Genomic DNA, 14,692 nt, shown 5'->3' with positions numbered 1-14,692 from the left:
CCATTTTGCTTAATTTTGTTTACTAAAACGCTGTTTTTAGCTCAAATTTGATTGTTCTAGGGTGACCTTGTGCCAGTAGTCTAGACCCCGTTGCCGCCCAATAAGCTTTGTCTGCAATATTTTGAACGTAAAGACTAATCGCAACATCATGATTGCGAAGATTCAATTGGTAGTTTATCCCAGCATCAAATAGTGTGTATGCGTTGGCACTTGCTGAATTAAGCGCATCAACATAGCGGCTACCCGTGTAATAGGCACCTAATGATAGGCTTAACCCCAGCACACTATTTAATTCGTATGTGGTAAATATTGATGCTGTGGTCTTTGGTGTATTTTCAATCGCGTTGCCGTTTAGTTGTGCGTTGGAAGACTTTTGCTGCTCTGCATCAATATAACTTGCTGTGGTGTAAACTGACCAGCCTTCAGTTATGCCGCCTGAGGCACTTAATTCAACGCCCGCATAGTTTGCACGGCCATCTTGCACAAAAAACTCAGTTTCGGGGTGAATAAATGCAGATGCGCGGTCGATATCAAAATAAGCGAGTGTTAGCAGCAGTTGCTGTGATGTTTCAAATTTGACACCGTATTCCCATTGTTCACTTAATGCTGCGGGTAATACTTCCCCTGCATTTTTCGCAATACCTTGGGCGATACCGCCTTCTTCAAGCCCCTCAATGTAACTTGTATAAAACGCAAAGTTTGGCTGAGGTTTGTATATCACACTGCCTGATAGTGTGTCTTCGGTGTCATCGTACTGAGCAAAGTCGCTGGTATTTTTATAATCAGCATAGCGATAACCTAAGGTAGTTTGCCATTGCTCATTAAAGTGCGTTTTCAAATTTAAAAAGTAACCGATATCTGTTTTTTCAATGGTGTTCTTGATACTTCTGGGCGGGGTTGGCAGCTTTGCTATATCGACAGGATGATACAAATTTTGCGCCCACTTACCTTGGCGCACACGATCAGCAATAATCGACTCATTGTTACGACGGCTTGCACCCATAACCCATTGATTAGAAGTGCCCAATAACGTAAAGCTGCTGGTAAGTTTTACATCGGCAATGTTGTTTTCGTACTCAGTATTAGGAAATGTAGATAAACTGACTAACCCATCACTACCTGTTTCAATATCATAACCAAAAAAGGCAGAATAACGACGCGTTGTGTCTGCATAAGCACGCCCAAGTGACATATTTATGTGTAAATTCGGTGTGATTGCGTAGCTTAATTTTCCGAGTAGGTTATGCGCCGTTGTTTCTGCTTTAAACCATTCAGCACCGTGATTGATATCTGTATCGAGTAAAGGAGGGAGCGAGAGAGAACCATCTTGATTTGCAAGTAAATAATATTGGGTCGGCTCGGTAATGTCGCGGGCAATATACTCACCATCAAATTCAAAACGTAGTTTGTCATTAATATCAAAATGATAACCAACTGACGCGAATTGGCGCTCGCCTGATGTTCTTTCAATACCGATTTCTTCGTCTGCCGCAACTAAGTTTACACGCACACCGGCATCGTCAAATATTTTACTAATATCGAGTGATGCGCCATAGGTACCGTGTTGATTTGCAAACAACGACCCCGCAATTTGGTCTTGATATGCACGTTCAGTTACTAAATTTACAATTCCGGCGGGAGAGCCGAAACCGTAATACAAGCCAGCCGCTCCTTTAAGTACTTCAACGCGGTATTTGTTCTCCATTGGCGTTTGCACGTAGTTGGCAATGGGTAATATGCCATTAAGACGATAATTGGTGGTGGGATCAAGTCGAATACCACGGATGTTAAGGTTACTGTAAATGGTGGTGTTGATTTGCGCGGCGCTGACGCCTGCAGTGTTTCTAATGGAGTCTGCTAAAGAGCTGGCGAGTTGTGCGTCCAATAACTCTTTTGTGATTATGTTCGTTGTTAATGCGGTATCAAGTACATTAGCGTTAAAAAAGGTGCCTGCTTGCACGTACTTAGCACTATAACTGTTAGGGCGATCTGCTGTAATTTCAATTACTTCTATTGTTTTCTTGTCATCGGATTCAGACGCATTGAGCGTGTTAAGCAGTGCACTTAATGCAAAGACTGGAAACAATAATAAACCCCATTTCATAATAGTTATCATTTAGATTTAAGGTGGCGGCATGGTATCGTGTGGCGATAAAAGGTGCAAGTGTGTTTTGATATAGTGTTGCCGAACGGTTCTTATGAACGTACTTTTCTCATTGTTGCCTATATGGATGTAGGTAAGGGGCGTGAGCAGGATGCGGAAGCTTTGCTCGATATTCGCTTAGATTGCTAGGCCACACATCGAGCGCCGTGATAAAAGCACGCTCAGAAAGAACAAAAATAGAACAGCAAAGGTGGGCAGACCCTAGGTATTCGCGATTATAAACTTGAACCGTAAATATAGGCCTTTTATGTCAAACTCTTAGCCGCTTTTACATTGCAGTGACACAGGTGTAATTAACGTGTTATAAATCGAGGTAAGAATTTCAAGGAGGTAGCGTGCAAAGTTCACGTAAATTTAAGGATTATCTCACCGCTCGACCTAAACCTACAGGCATTGATGTGTTATGCGGTTTAAAGCATTTTGCCATCATAACGTATGCGGTGCCGGCAGAGCGATTTGCAGGCTTGTTTCCGAAGCGCTTTTTACTCGACACCATTGAATTAAATGGCGAGCAGATGGCACTCATCTCGGTAGTGCCCTTTATTGATGTTGACTTTACCTCGGCAGTGTTTCCGTTTCCCAAATTCACGATGGGACAAACCAATTACCGCATCTACATTATTGATAGTGAAACGGGCGAGCGTTGTGTTTGGTTTTTAGGCACCACGCTTGATTCATGGACCTTAGCGGTACCGCGTTATCTGTGGAATTTGCCATGGCATGCGGGCAATATTCGGTTTGATTGTATTTTTGATGAGTCGACAGGCTTGTACCAGCAATATCGTATGGAAACACGTTCCCAATGGGCTGCGGCATCGGTTGAGTTAAGCCAATCTGATAGCGATAGTTTAAATTTTCCCGGCTTTCCAGATACAGAATCAGCGCTGGTTTATTTAACCCATCCGCTCGCGGGTTTTTATTATCGTCGTGATAAAAAGCTTGGCACGTATCGGGTATGGCATGACGAATTGCATGTAAAACCCGGTCAGCTTGAATCTGCAAACTTTAAGCTGTTATCGGATTTAAACTTGGTAAATATTCAAGAGCAACAGTCGCCGTACAGTGTTTTAATCGAACCTATCAATGAATTTACGATTTATCTGCCGCCAACGGTGGTTAACGAACTGAACGCGGGTTAATAGCCTTTTAGAGCTGATATTTTTTAATCATTTATTTTGATGTTTACAAGGAGTTGTAATGGCATTTTCAAGCCAAGAAAAAGCGGCATTGCTTGCCGTTAAAGGGGTTGGGCCAACCGTGATAAAGCGCTTTGAAGAAATAGGCATTCACTCATTTGCAGAATTAACCCAATACAGTGTTGATGATATCGCCCAAATGGTCGCCTCAATGTTAAGAACGAGCTGTTGGAAGAATAGCCCGCAGGCTAAAATGGCCATTGCAGCAGCAATTGAACGCGCAAAGTTAACGCTTTAATCGTACGCTTTTTACAGGACGTTTTATGAATAATCTTGGTAACTTAACCTTTTTTTGCGGCAAGATGGGAGCGGGTAAGTCAACCCAAGCAAAGCTTATAGCGAAGCAAACGCACGGAGTATTGATTTCTGAAGATGAATGGTTAAGTGCGCACTTCCCTGAGCAAATTAAGTCGTTTGATGACTATATTCATTATGCAAATCTGATAAAACCGTTCATGAAAACGCATGTGCAGCGTATGTTAGCAACGGGTAGTCATGTGGTAATGGATTTTCCTGCGAATACCGTAAAGCAACGCGCTTGGTTGCGTTCATTGAGTGATGAAATTAATGGCCAACATAAAGTTATCTACTTAGATGTGAGTAATGCAACGTGCCTTGCACAAATCGCCAAGCGTCGTATTTCAGAACCTGAGCGATCGCATTTTGATACAGAAGCAATGTTTCATCATGTGACACAATATTTTGAGCCCCCGAAAGAGAATGAAGGACTTAACATAGTCCTAAATAAAAATGCGCAATAACATACTAAATTTAAAAGATAGTTTTACGTTAAGCTTGAAGAAAAAGAGTGTTAATTTAAGCCCCTGAGCATAGATTAACCTGACATAACACCGCTTAAGAAACACAAATAGGAAAATATATGGATTTAAACGCATTACTTATATTCGTTATTGCTTGCCTGGCAATAAATTTAATTCCCGGACCCGATGTGATTTACATCGTATCAAACACAATGAAAGGTAAAATGACAACGGGATTAAAAGCGGCAATGGGACTGGGCGTTGGTTATTTTGCACATACCTTAGCTGCATGCCTTGGTTTGTCGGCGATAATTTTAAGCTCTGCACTGGCATTTACCCTAGTTAAGGTGTTAGGAGCAGCGTATTTATGTTACCTCGGTATTAAGTCACTTTACGCAATGTGGCGTGGTGAAAGTCAGGTCGTGCTAAACGATAAATCACGCGCGTCAGACAATGTATTTTTGCAAGGAATAATTGTAAGTGTTTTAAATCCTAAAGTAGCGCTATTTTTTCTCTCGTTCTTACCGCAATTTATCGACGCATCGTCTGCTGATGTTGCGTTTCAGCTGCTTTTATTGGGGTGTGTTTTCAGTCTATTAGCAACGGCATGTAATTTACTGTACGCGGTATTGGGCAGTTGGCTGTTTAAAAGAGCAAATTCAGCGCGTCTTACCCGTGTTTTAGATGGCATTTCCGGCGTGCTACTGGTGGGCTTAGCCAGTAAAGTGCTGGTCAGTGACGCCACCAAGTAATCGTTTTAATACGTTTTACGTGCCAGCCATGCTCTATGCTGTCACGTATTCTACTCGTCACTTTAGGTTGAGATAACCCGTTTTCGGTAAACGAGAGCAAGAGCGAGCAAAATTACGACTACGCCTAAACCTATGGGTAAAAAGGCACTGAGAATCGCGCGTTCGAAGGTTAAAAAGTCGGGTATACCTGCTTGCCAAAAGGTCCATTCAGATGCGATAGCGGTTGCAAGATTTTCTCCGCCAGAGGTTAACACAATGATTGCATCGTGATTAGTTGGATTGAGGCGAAGTGCGCTGTTAATTGCGGGCTCATTTGCGCCATCATGACCGAGAATAAATTTACCATCCGGTAGCGGGGCATATAGCATCGCACCCATGCCCCAAATTGGCGCCCCTAGTTTATGACCGAGAGGTTTACTTAATGTGTTGATGGCATTTTTAGTGTGTTTATCCGTTTGCTGTAAGGCCAATACAAACTGAGTAAGGTCATTAGTGCTAGCCAGTAACCCCGTTGCGGCAGGGCTTACATATTGATAAAAAGGTGCTTTTTTGCCAGCCGAATCATAAGGGTTTGCCACATTACTGTGCGTTTCGATAAATGCATAATTGGCGCGATACATCGAAAGCGGGCTGAAAACGGTTTTTGCCATAAAATCTTCAAATGGCATCTTAGTCACATTCTCGATGATATGTTCTGTAATTAGGTAACCGCCGCCCGAATATTGCCACTGCGTTGCTGGTTCGAATCCGATTTCAAGTTTAACGTCACCGCGTGCGCCTTTTGGGTGGTTTAATGAATCAATTAAACTAGGCATTGGCTGGCTTTTACTCATGTCGGCAAAGCCTAAGCCATCGGTTAACCCCGAGGTATGGGACAGTAAACTGCGCAAGGTGATTTTATTATGATTGAAACTGGATGCGGGTAGTTGCCATGCTGCTGTTAGGTAATTAGAAATAGGTGCATCTAAATCAATGTCGCCTTGTTGTGCCAATTGATACACACCATATGCGGTAAATAACTTGCTCATTGACGCCACAGGGAAGAGGGTATCGCCATTTACCGAATTTATTGATGGTGTGAATTGCTGTGACACAACCCGCCCATCTTCAATGATAACCATGGCAAAATTTCCTTTTGCCTCGTTTAAAAAGCGCTGTTGAACCCTGGCAATAAATGCGGCCGAATCACCTTGTTTGGCAAGCGGTGTTAACCACCAACCATTTAATGCGCCATAAAGGCAAACGCAACTCCAACTCAAAGTGAGTATAATAAAGCTTATAAGTACTTTAACTAAACGCATAACATTTCCTTGTTTTGTTTCATCACCTTGTATGGCTTAAATTACTTCTAGTTCTTCTTTGTCTTTAACAAAGTAAATAGACAGTACCAGCAGTGCCGCAGGGAATAGGAATACGTTGGTGAAAGACAAAACAAGGGTCATTTGTAGAATGCTCATTAATAACATTAACACCGAGAACACTTTCAACAGTGGCGGCAAATGTTTGTTAATTAAACATACAATTGAAAATACAGCCGCGAATAATGTGTACAGCCCCAAAGAACCAAATGCTACCACCATTGCTACGATGCCTGTACTTTCTGAAAGCATATCTTGGTTGGTTAAGGCTAAATAAATATCAAATAACACAGTTGAGTGAAATATGGCGACGACTGCGGCCATAGCACACAGCAAAATACGAGCGGAGCGGGCATTAAAGTGAGATTTCAGGTGATTGCTTAAGCTCAAATAAACACACACTTCTAATGCGCCAATCAATACAAACAGTAAATCACGCCAATTGAATGTGAGTAGATCTTGTTTAAGTGCGGCCTCAAAGCCATCAAAGGTTTGGCCCAAAAACGTGATCCAGTAAAATGGAAATAACACTGCTAGCAAAGCAGCCGCCCCAGCGGATATAAAATTATCGCGAGAAGTCATAATACGTCCTTTTGTTATGTATCCAGATCAGTGTCTGAATGATCGTGTTCATATTGCAAAATATCGCCCGGCTGACAATTAAGCGCCGCACAAATTGCCTCTAATGTTGAGAACCGAATGGCTTTCACTTTGCCATTTTTAAGCAGTGATAAATTGGTCATTGAAATGCCGATATCTTGCGATAATTGTTTCAATGACATTTTATTTTTTGCCAGTTCTATATCTAGGTTGATTCGTATACTCATGCTTATAAATTAATCATGTGATTTATGTTTGTCAAATAAAGTTTTATGATAAACGTAAAATATTTGATGTTTAACGTTTTTTCGAGAGTAATGTGAAAAGCACATTTTTTGCCTTGGTTTGAGTTTTAAAAATGTGAAACTATTGCAATAATTTGATCAATTAACAAACAATTGTTAGGCTGAATGAAGCATTGAGCAGTAGGGATGCATTTGTTTTTAAGTGGTACTTAATAAACTAAATAACCTCAGTTTTGGATGAGAGCGTTTTACTGCTTTTGCGTTAATTACTCACTAACTTGTTTAAGTTGGTGTCACCTTTCTCGCAACAGTAAGCGATTTAGAAGCGCGTGTTCAGTTGCGACAAATCTCAACTGCTTACCAACGTCTAATCTAACTCTGAGGACAACAACTCAGATTTAGGAAAAGCAATGATTAAACAGTTAGTTATGGCGGCGTTACTGAGCGCCGCCGCAATCTCACCAGCGAGTTGGGCAGGCACTCAGTCGGTTGAAATCGACAGTGTGTCGGTTAACAACAAGCAAACTTGGCTCAAGGTTAAAGGTGAACTAAAAGGCTTTGGTAAAAATACGTCGTTAACCTTACGAGATGCCGACAATTTAAACGTTATTTTTCATTCAGAAACCGTGAAAAACAAACGCTTTAATGCGCAAGTGCAAATTGAAGATCTGATTTATGTGCCGTGTAAAATTGCCGCTGTTGCGAATAACAATACCACTTTAATTGATAGCGCAGATGTGACCGATGTTAGTAGTTGCGGCGGTTACAGTGCGACATTATCGGGTTTAGTGACTGATGAACCTATTCCATATGCCAGCGTTAGTGTTACCGTAAATGGTAATACCTTTACGACTACAGCCGATGAAAACGGCGCGTATTCGCTGACGATTTTAACCACTACACTCGAAACACTTGTGAAAATAGAATCATCGGCCTTTGATGCGCAAACTGGCGATGAAATTAACTTCGTTAATTTGTTAGGGTCGTTTGAAAAAGTACTAGAAGATGACTCTCATAATGTTACGAACGTAACAACTGCGAGTTACGTATTAACTCTTGCGGCAAATGGCTTTCAAGAACCGACTAATATTACAGAATTACAACAAGCTGAAACCGCCGTCGATGCATCGCAGTTAATTGAATTAGCCGCGGTAATTAAATTGATTGTTGATGATGCGAATTATCAATTGCCCGATGGTTACAACAGCATTATTGAATTTATTTCATCGCAAAGTGCAGTTGAGAGTTTTATTGAGAACACACCCGAGGTTGACCTAATCGCAGCGCAAAACGCGATTTTAGCCGACAGTGACTTAGTGGCAGGATTCGATGAAAGTGATATTCCAAGTTTTTATTACGCCATTGATACCGCCGAACCTGGATATTTATCACGCAGTGGCTCAGCACTTACATTTAACGTGACAGGTACAGGAAGCAAGCTCAGTTTTACCTCATGGAATGGGCAAGCAATTAACGCGGGCTATTCGTGGCATGTTGCCAATGGCCGAATCGAAACAACCTATACCACCCCTATCGAGCAAGAATTACTAACTTACAATATTGAATCGCTTACTGACGATCAGGCTGAAATTGATGCATTTTATGCGGGCGGTGGCGTAGATGACCAAATCGTGTTTTATCAATCAACGCTGTCGCAAAATTACGCTCGTGTTGTTGATGGTGCGTTAGTTGATGTAATTAATGTTGAAACGCGCGTTGAAAAGCGCACGCCACCAATTCAATTAACGAATGGCGATACCTTAACGCTGCAAAATAATAAAATTGAAATCAGTAGTGGTCAGCAAACTTTCCGTTCAGCGCTTGATATTGAGCCGATTGCGTTTAAAGCGGGCTGTAGCAATGGCGTTGCATGTGTGCTTGGTCAGTGGGGCGGGCAATATAATTACTCGGAAGGTAAACGCGCTTATGATGATTATATTTATCCTACCACCTCGTATGCTGATGTAATTATGTTTGATTCAAATGGCGTGGCAAACGGCAAAATATCTAATATTAGCGCAAACTGGCAGGTAAATAATGCGGGTCAGTTAGTGATCCAATATCCAAATGGCGCTGTGCAAACGAGCGAAATCATTGATCAACTTGGATTAGAATACGGTGTGTTTTCTCAGTTCAGTACGCCAGAAGGGGAATTTGCTACCTATGATATTTGGGTAAAAGGGCAAACTAGCTTTGTACTCGATAGTGCTTATTTGCAGCCAACAAGCAGCAACCATTACTGGAATGGCGAAATTAATTCGTGGATCCCGGGTTCGTTTGATAGCAATGGTTTGCTTATTCCAGAACGCTTATGGGGCTGGTTGTTTACCAGTCACACAGTGCAAAATATCGATGGCGTTGCTTGGCAGGGACCTGACCAAAACGGATTAAGCAGCATTAATTTTGTGCTAAGTGATGCAGTGAGTTATCAGGTGGGGGCACAGAATATTGAAATTAACCGTCTACCTTTTGCCAAACGTTTTTGGTATCCCATTGCAAGTACTATTATTAACGGCGATAGAGTGTTTTACATTGTTGAACGTGAAGAACGTGATGCGCAATTGTGGTTTGGCGGGCAGCCAGGTTACAACACCTTTATCCCGTCGCGCATTAATATTGAGCGAGAAGTAGACAGAGCAAATTACACCAATGTAGCGCGCTAAAACGTTAAGGGCGTATGCCCTTAACGCTTAATAAATTGACGTGTTAATTTACCAGTTATAGCGATAAGTGAGTTTAACCATCGCACCTTTCGCAGGAATATGGCTGGTATTAGCGTTTGAGCGCAATAATTGACTATAAAGCGGGTAATACTCGCGGTTTGTGGCGTTTTCTATACCAATATTTACAACGCTTTGGTCTAGCTCAATGCTGGCGAATAAGTCGAGTGTGGTATACGAATCTGTTTGGTGGCGGCCAAAGCCGGTGTTGCCATTTAAGCGGTAATCGTGACCGTCAACATAGTTTAGTTGCGCTTGCAGATTGATGTTATCGAACTGATATTGGGTTGCGAATGTTGCTTTTAACGGCGCGATTCTAAAACCATTCATTTCGCGCCACGTGTCGGCGCCTTCAGGTTTTTCATCACCGTTTATTTTACTTACTAACGCCATCATGCTTAGGGCATCCGTTAGGTAATAGTTTACGTCCAGCTCGATACCTGAAATTCGTTCTTTATCGCGGCGCAAATCTAAACCAAAGCCACTACTTTTAACGCGTCCACGGTCCGACGTTGAATTAAAGAGCGCACCATTAACGCTAACGTTATCCGATTGATAGTTAAAACCAATTTCAAAGTTATCTGAGGTTACGGGTTCAAGTTCACTGCTTGCGATGTCAAAATCACTTGATGCGTAGCGAAGTAGCAGACCAATATCAGGTAATTCGTACCCTTGGTCAAATGCGATATAGGTTTTTATATTGTCGGTTAGACTATAGTTTACGCTAGCGTTTAGCATAGTGCCGTCGTAGCTTTTGCTGCCACCATCAACAGAATTACCTTGGCCAAGAGTTGTAAAATCATCGAATGAAACACGAATATGTTCAAAACGTGCACCGGCGTCTACATTAAGTCCCCAATCTGTGTGGTATTTGTATTGCGCAAATGCGGCAATGTTATTGGTGTCGGTTTCTGGCATAAAGGTTTTATCTTCGAGTTTGACAAACTCTAAGCCGTTACTGTTATCAAATACTTCAGGGTCGTATGCTGTGATCGGCATTTTAGTTGATTCAAAATTACCATCTAGGCCATAAATAACGGTGTGATTGCTAATTGGCAGGCTAAATGCGCTTCTAAAACCAAGCACTTGCGCATTAAGGTAAACTTGCCCTAAATGATTCCAAGAGGCGAATGGGCGACCGTCAAACGGATAAAAGCGGGTTTCGTAGTCGCGATAATAAAGCTGGCCAGAAAACTGCTGCGACCATAAGTCATTATCAACATAATGAAGATTAAACATTAAGTTGTCGGCACTATTTTGTTCAGCTAATACCAGGCCTTTGCGCGGTTTTGCACTTACGCTATGTAATGGCAGCGAGTTAACACTTGGATCTGACGCGAACTCAGTGTCTTGGCTTGAATCAAACCACATTACACTGGCAAACAGCTCTGCATTTTTATCAAACTGATAACCGACCTTGCCGTGAAGGCTAAATTGAGTGCTGTCAAACAGATCACCTTGGCTTGGCTCTGGTGCAATTCTGTCACCATTTGCATCAAAATAGCCACCGGTCGATGCGATATCAAAGTCCACTGCAAACGACAGCTTATCACGTTGATCAGCAATACTTTGACCCAGTTTATAGGTGGTGGCATCGCTTGAAATTTCAGTTAAGCTAGTGCTTAATTCTGCACGCGTTTGAGTGCTTGATTGCTTAGCCGTTTTAGTTGTGATGTACATCACACCGCCGCTTGCGCCTGAACCGTAAATGGCGTTACCACCACGTACAATTTCAATTGAATAGATCAGTGATGGATCAAGATTAAATAGGTCGCGCGACACATTACGGTTAGTGCTCATTGGCACGCCATCAATCAACACCAGTAAGTTGCGCCCACGCAATGTTAAACCAAAATTCGTCATGGTTTGACTGGCAGGCGATACACCGGGCACTAGTTTGCCAATTACCTGAGCTAAATTTGCATTCGCGGCCATTGCATTAGTGATATCGGCTGCTGAAAAATAGCTGGTTTGACGTGCAACGCTGGTCAGCCCTTGTTGCATACGAGATCCATTTACTTGCACTACTTCAATGTTATCTAATGGCGCAGTTGTTGATGGTTTGCTCGTCGTTTGCGAACGTTGATTTTGCGGTGCTTTTGCTTTTAGCACCACACCTTGCGGTGATTTCCACTCAGCGTATAAATTTGATTGGTTGAGCAAATATGTAAGGCCTTGAGCCGCTGTAAATTGGCCTTTAAGCGGTGCATTTTGTTGTTCGTTTAATAGCGCATCGTTTACAAATAATTGAATGCCAGTAACGCGTGTAAATTCAGCTAAACCTTGGCGTAGCGAGGATGCATTAATATCAAATTGAACAAGCTGATTGACACTTTGCGTATTGCCAAGCACAACAGGTGAATAAATCGTAGAAAGTGAGACTGCTGAAATAGCTAATGCAAGTGGGAGGATTTTCATTTTTAACCTTAATAAAAATAATTCTTACTATCTATAACGCGTTAAAAATGAAAAACCGTAAATTATTTTTAATAAATTATGAGATCGTTACTGGCATTGCGCATTTGCTTTAAATTTAAGCTTTCTAATAACAAAGAAAGCGCAAACTCAGGCGATTGTGTATTCACATTACCCGTTACTTTTAAATTTAGGTGTTGCTGATTAACGACGCTAATTTTGTAATCCACAAAAGGTTGTAACTGCTTAATTGCATCACCGAGCGGAGTTGCATTAAAGATCAGTTTGCCATCACGCCATGCCAGTGCCGCATTAATTTCGCTTGCGTGCATTTTCAGCCAATGTTTATTTGATAAAATTAACCCTTCACCTTGTGCAAGTTGCTGCATTTGCTTGGTTTGGGTGTTAGTAACACTAACTTTATGCTCGGTTACAACCACTTTTGCAACGCCTAACGTATTGATCAAAAAAGACGTACCTAGCGCGGTGACTTGCTTATTATTAAACTCAACGCGAAATGGTCGATTAGCGTCACTTGCAACGTCAAACCAGGCATCTCCTTCAAGCAATTTGATTATGCGTTCGTTTTGGCTGTAAGCAACGGCAATTTTAGTGGCTTTTTTTAACTCAATTACCGAACCATCGCTTAAGGTTACAGGGCTTTGCTCGGCACTAAAGTACACCAATGATGGCGCTATTTTGCTGGTGTTGGGCGTTTTGACAAGCCAAATTGTCAGCGCAAATGCCACTAACGATAAAAATGCCAATGAATGACCTAAACGAGGCGCTTTATTGCTGTTGCTGTCTAGTAATATGTCGCGCTCAGCAAAATAGGTATCTTGATGTTGTTTAGACTTTTTGCACCAAGCGACAAAAGCGCGCTGTTGCTCGTAAGTTACATTCTCAGCGCGCATTTTTGTTAACCAGCGCTTGGCTTGTACTCGAATTAACCAGCGTTTAATCATTATGCTGCGACCCTAAAATAAGCTGACGGCATTTGCTTTGCAAATTCGCCAATGACTTTTCAACCCAACTTAGTGAGCGCCCTTTATCACACGCGATATTACGACAGCTATCGCCATTGATTTTAGCGCGCCAAATTAAATCTTTCATTTCGGGCTTTTGTTTATCGAGCAGTTTTTGAATTTTTTCAATGGCCAGGTGCTGGCCAACATATTGTTCTGGACAAGTATCGGCTTTAAGTGAATCCAGATCGACATCATCAACTAACTCTTTACTACTTTTTCGATAAAAATCAATAATTAAGTTGTTCAACATGGTTGTGACATAGGCATTAATATTGCCAATGCTATGCCAGTTTTCAACGAGCATAAGCTTGAGGTAAAGCTCTTGCGAAAGATCTTTTCTGGTTTCGCTACATGCTACTTTTTTGGCGAGGTGTTGCTGCATTAACGGCATGCAATGTTGATAAATTGGCTCGGCAGTATAGGGAGGCTGCATTGAAATCATTAAAACAGTCAATTTGTCGCTAATGCTAATGATAGCTATTATCAAAATCAAGCTTTATGTGGTCGGTGCACTGTGTTTATTAAATCCATTCTTTTCAACTTCATACAAAAACGTGTTGGACTTAGCACAATTAATCATCAACACAGTGTGATTGGCTGTTAATATAAATATATGAGATTGATAATGATTATCGTTAGTGTTAATTTGTTTTCACTCTTTCATTTTGGTTTTATGTTATGAAAAATAAGCGGCCAGTCAATTTGGCAATTCATACCATGGCGTTACCGATTACGGCCTACGCATCAATTTTGCATCGAATTTGTGCAGTGATCATTTGGTTTTATTCAGTGGCTTTAATCCCTGTTATTTATTATGCGAGTCGAACGCAACAACAGTTTGACGAAGTGAAGTCCTATTTCAATGACGTATTTTTTATCCAATTTTTAGTTTGGGGTGGGTTAACCGCATTGGCGTATTATTGCGTTGCAAGTGTTAAACACTTTATTCAGGAATTTGGTTATTTTGAAGAGTTATCAGGCGGCATTGCGATTTCTCGCGTTACGATTGGCTTAGCGTTGGTATTAAGCATTATTGCAGGAGGCTGGGTTTGGTTAGTTTAAACATTAATCGTCACGGTACAAAACAGTGGGTTTTTCAGCGGGTTGCTAATTTATTAATTGTGCTACTTAGTCTGTGTTTTGTTTTTGTGTTCGCTACTTTTCCTGTCGACGATTATGCATCGTTAATCGGCTTGTTAAACGCACATTGGTTTAAAGTAATCGCAAGTATAAGCCTTATTGTGTTATCGCTTAATAGCATGTTGGCAGGTTGGCAAATCGCAGGCGATTACGTAAAGGGAAGTTTCGTTAACTATTTATTCAATACATTGTGTATTGTGGTAAGTGTAATGATTGCAGCACTCGGTAACTATATTATTTGGTTTTAACCCGTGTTTAACATTGCCAACGCACAAAAGTCTATGTGAAAAATAAAGCCTGTTTAAAAACAGGC

The 14,692-nt window shown here is 41.4% G+C and carries 14 protein-coding genes; 7 read left to right on the top strand and 7 right to left on the bottom strand.

Features of this window, described 5'->3' with window-relative positions:
• Positions 1-22: 22 nt before the first annotated feature.
• Positions 23-2,104: a TonB-dependent siderophore receptor gene (locus tag AC2IOM_RS17010; RefSeq protein WP_486360555.1), complete on the bottom strand. Its 2,082-nt coding sequence runs from the start codon at positions 2,102-2,104 to the stop codon at positions 23-25.
• A 395-nt stretch (positions 2,105-2,499) separates the two neighbouring features.
• Between AC2IOM_RS17010 and AC2IOM_RS17005 the strand changes: the two genes are divergently transcribed.
• The 4 genes from AC2IOM_RS17005 (at position 2,500) to AC2IOM_RS16990 (ending at position 4,873) form a co-directional block, all read left to right on the top strand.
• Positions 2,500-3,303, top strand: coding sequence for a DUF2071 domain-containing protein (locus AC2IOM_RS17005; protein ID WP_486360554.1), 804 nt, complete (start codon positions 2,500-2,502; stop codon positions 3,301-3,303).
• Positions 3,304-3,361: 58 nt separating this feature from the next.
• A complete protein-coding gene (locus AC2IOM_RS17000; RefSeq protein ID WP_010558790.1) occupies positions 3,362-3,598 on the top strand; it encodes a helix-hairpin-helix domain-containing protein in 237 nt (78 codons plus the stop codon).
• Positions 3,599-3,623: 25 nt separating this feature from the next.
• Entirely contained in the window at positions 3,624-4,121 is a 498-nt protein-coding gene (locus tag AC2IOM_RS16995) for a P-loop nucleotide/nucleoside kinase family protein (protein WP_486360553.1), read from the top strand.
• Between the two features lie 119 nt (positions 4,122-4,240).
• Entirely contained in the window at positions 4,241-4,873 is a 633-nt protein-coding gene (locus tag AC2IOM_RS16990) for a LysE family translocator (protein WP_486360552.1), read from the top strand.
• Between the two features lie 62 nt (positions 4,874-4,935).
• On the opposite strand, the gene AC2IOM_RS16985 is transcribed toward AC2IOM_RS16990, so the two are convergent.
• The 3 genes from AC2IOM_RS16985 to AC2IOM_RS16975 are packed head-to-tail and all read right to left on the bottom strand — an operon-like array spanning position 4,936 to position 7,058.
• Positions 4,936-6,174: a serine hydrolase domain-containing protein gene (locus tag AC2IOM_RS16985; RefSeq protein ID WP_486360551.1), complete on the bottom strand. Its 1,239-nt coding sequence runs from the start codon at positions 6,172-6,174 to the stop codon at positions 4,936-4,938.
• A 36-nt stretch (positions 6,175-6,210) separates the two neighbouring features.
• Positions 6,211-6,813 carry a hypothetical protein gene (locus tag AC2IOM_RS16980; protein ID WP_486360550.1) on the bottom strand — a complete coding sequence of 201 codons (603 nt, stop codon included), beginning with the start codon at positions 6,811-6,813 and terminating at the stop codon, positions 6,211-6,213.
• Positions 6,814-6,827: 14 nt separating this feature from the next.
• A complete protein-coding gene (locus AC2IOM_RS16975) occupies positions 6,828-7,058 on the bottom strand; it encodes a helix-turn-helix domain-containing protein (RefSeq protein ID WP_486360549.1) in 231 nt (76 codons plus the stop codon).
• 428 nt (positions 7,059-7,486) lie between these two features.
• On the opposite strand from AC2IOM_RS16975, the gene AC2IOM_RS16970 reads away from it, so the two are divergent.
• Positions 7,487-9,739 carry a carboxypeptidase-like regulatory domain-containing protein gene (locus tag AC2IOM_RS16970; RefSeq protein ID WP_486360548.1) on the top strand — a complete coding sequence of 751 codons (2,253 nt, stop codon included), beginning with the start codon at positions 7,487-7,489 and terminating at the stop codon, positions 9,737-9,739.
• 48 nt (positions 9,740-9,787) lie between these two features.
• Here AC2IOM_RS16970 and AC2IOM_RS16965 read toward each other — a convergent pair whose 3' ends face one another.
• The 3 genes from AC2IOM_RS16965 to AC2IOM_RS16955 form a co-directional block, all read right to left on the bottom strand.
• On the bottom strand, positions 9,788-12,214 hold the full coding sequence (locus AC2IOM_RS16965) for a TonB-dependent receptor (protein ID WP_486360547.1): 2,427 nt from the start codon (positions 12,212-12,214) through the stop codon (positions 9,788-9,790).
• A gap of 68 nt (positions 12,215-12,282) precedes the next feature.
• Complete coding sequence (locus AC2IOM_RS16960) at positions 12,283-13,176, bottom strand: FecR family protein (protein ID WP_486360546.1); 894 nt, start codon at positions 13,174-13,176, stop codon at positions 12,283-12,285.
• A complete protein-coding gene (locus tag AC2IOM_RS16955) occupies positions 13,169-13,672 on the bottom strand; it encodes an RNA polymerase sigma factor (protein WP_486360545.1) in 504 nt (167 codons plus the stop codon). The genes AC2IOM_RS16960 and AC2IOM_RS16955 overlap by 8 nt, the downstream gene beginning before the upstream one ends.
• Positions 13,673-13,917: 245 nt before the next feature.
• On the opposite strand from AC2IOM_RS16955, the gene sdhC reads away from it, so the two are divergent.
• Positions 13,918-14,301: a succinate dehydrogenase, cytochrome b556 subunit gene (gene sdhC / locus AC2IOM_RS16950; RefSeq protein WP_486360544.1), complete on the top strand. Its 384-nt coding sequence runs from the start codon at positions 13,918-13,920 to the stop codon at positions 14,299-14,301.
• Positions 14,289-14,627, top strand: a complete 339-nt coding sequence (sdhD, locus tag AC2IOM_RS16945; RefSeq protein WP_486360543.1) for a succinate dehydrogenase, hydrophobic membrane anchor protein — start codon at positions 14,289-14,291, stop codon at positions 14,625-14,627. Before sdhC ends, sdhD begins: the two co-directional genes overlap by 13 nt.
• Positions 14,628-14,692: the final 65 nt, after the last annotated feature.

The organism is Pseudoalteromonas sp. NS-SX12, assembly GCF_057367955.1.
Note: the sequence above shows the minus strand (reverse complement) of the source record. Positions and strands in the feature narration are given on the sequence as shown.

Coding starts and splice junctions, on each gene's coding strand:
- AC2IOM_RS16975 (WP_486360549.1), bottom strand. CDS start 7,058: ATGAGTATACGAATCAACCTAGATATAGAACTGGCAAAAAATAAAATG.
- sdhC (WP_486360544.1), top strand. CDS start 13,918: ATGAAAAATAAGCGGCCAGTCAATTTGGCAATTCATACCATGGCGTTA.
- AC2IOM_RS16980 (WP_486360550.1), bottom strand. CDS start 6,813: ATGACTTCTCGCGATAATTTTATATCCGCTGGGGCGGCTGCTTTGCTA.
- AC2IOM_RS16955 (WP_486360545.1), bottom strand. CDS start 13,672: ATGCAGCCTCCCTATACTGCCGAGCCAATTTATCAACATTGCATGCCG.
- AC2IOM_RS16960 (WP_486360546.1), bottom strand. CDS start 13,176: ATGATTAAACGCTGGTTAATTCGAGTACAAGCCAAGCGCTGGTTAACA.
- AC2IOM_RS16965 (WP_486360547.1), bottom strand. CDS start 12,214: ATGAAAATCCTCCCACTTGCATTAGCTATTTCAGCAGTCTCACTTTCT.
- AC2IOM_RS16990 (WP_486360552.1), top strand. CDS start 4,241: ATGGATTTAAACGCATTACTTATATTCGTTATTGCTTGCCTGGCAATA.
- AC2IOM_RS17010 (WP_486360555.1), bottom strand. CDS start 2,104: ATGAAATGGGGTTTATTATTGTTTCCAGTCTTTGCATTAAGTGCACTG.
- AC2IOM_RS16985 (WP_486360551.1), bottom strand. CDS start 6,174: ATGCGTTTAGTTAAAGTACTTATAAGCTTTATTATACTCACTTTGAGT.
- AC2IOM_RS16995 (WP_486360553.1), top strand. CDS start 3,624: ATGAATAATCTTGGTAACTTAACCTTTTTTTGCGGCAAGATGGGAGCG.
- AC2IOM_RS17000 (WP_010558790.1), top strand. CDS start 3,362: ATGGCATTTTCAAGCCAAGAAAAAGCGGCATTGCTTGCCGTTAAAGGG.
- AC2IOM_RS16970 (WP_486360548.1), top strand. CDS start 7,487: ATGATTAAACAGTTAGTTATGGCGGCGTTACTGAGCGCCGCCGCAATC.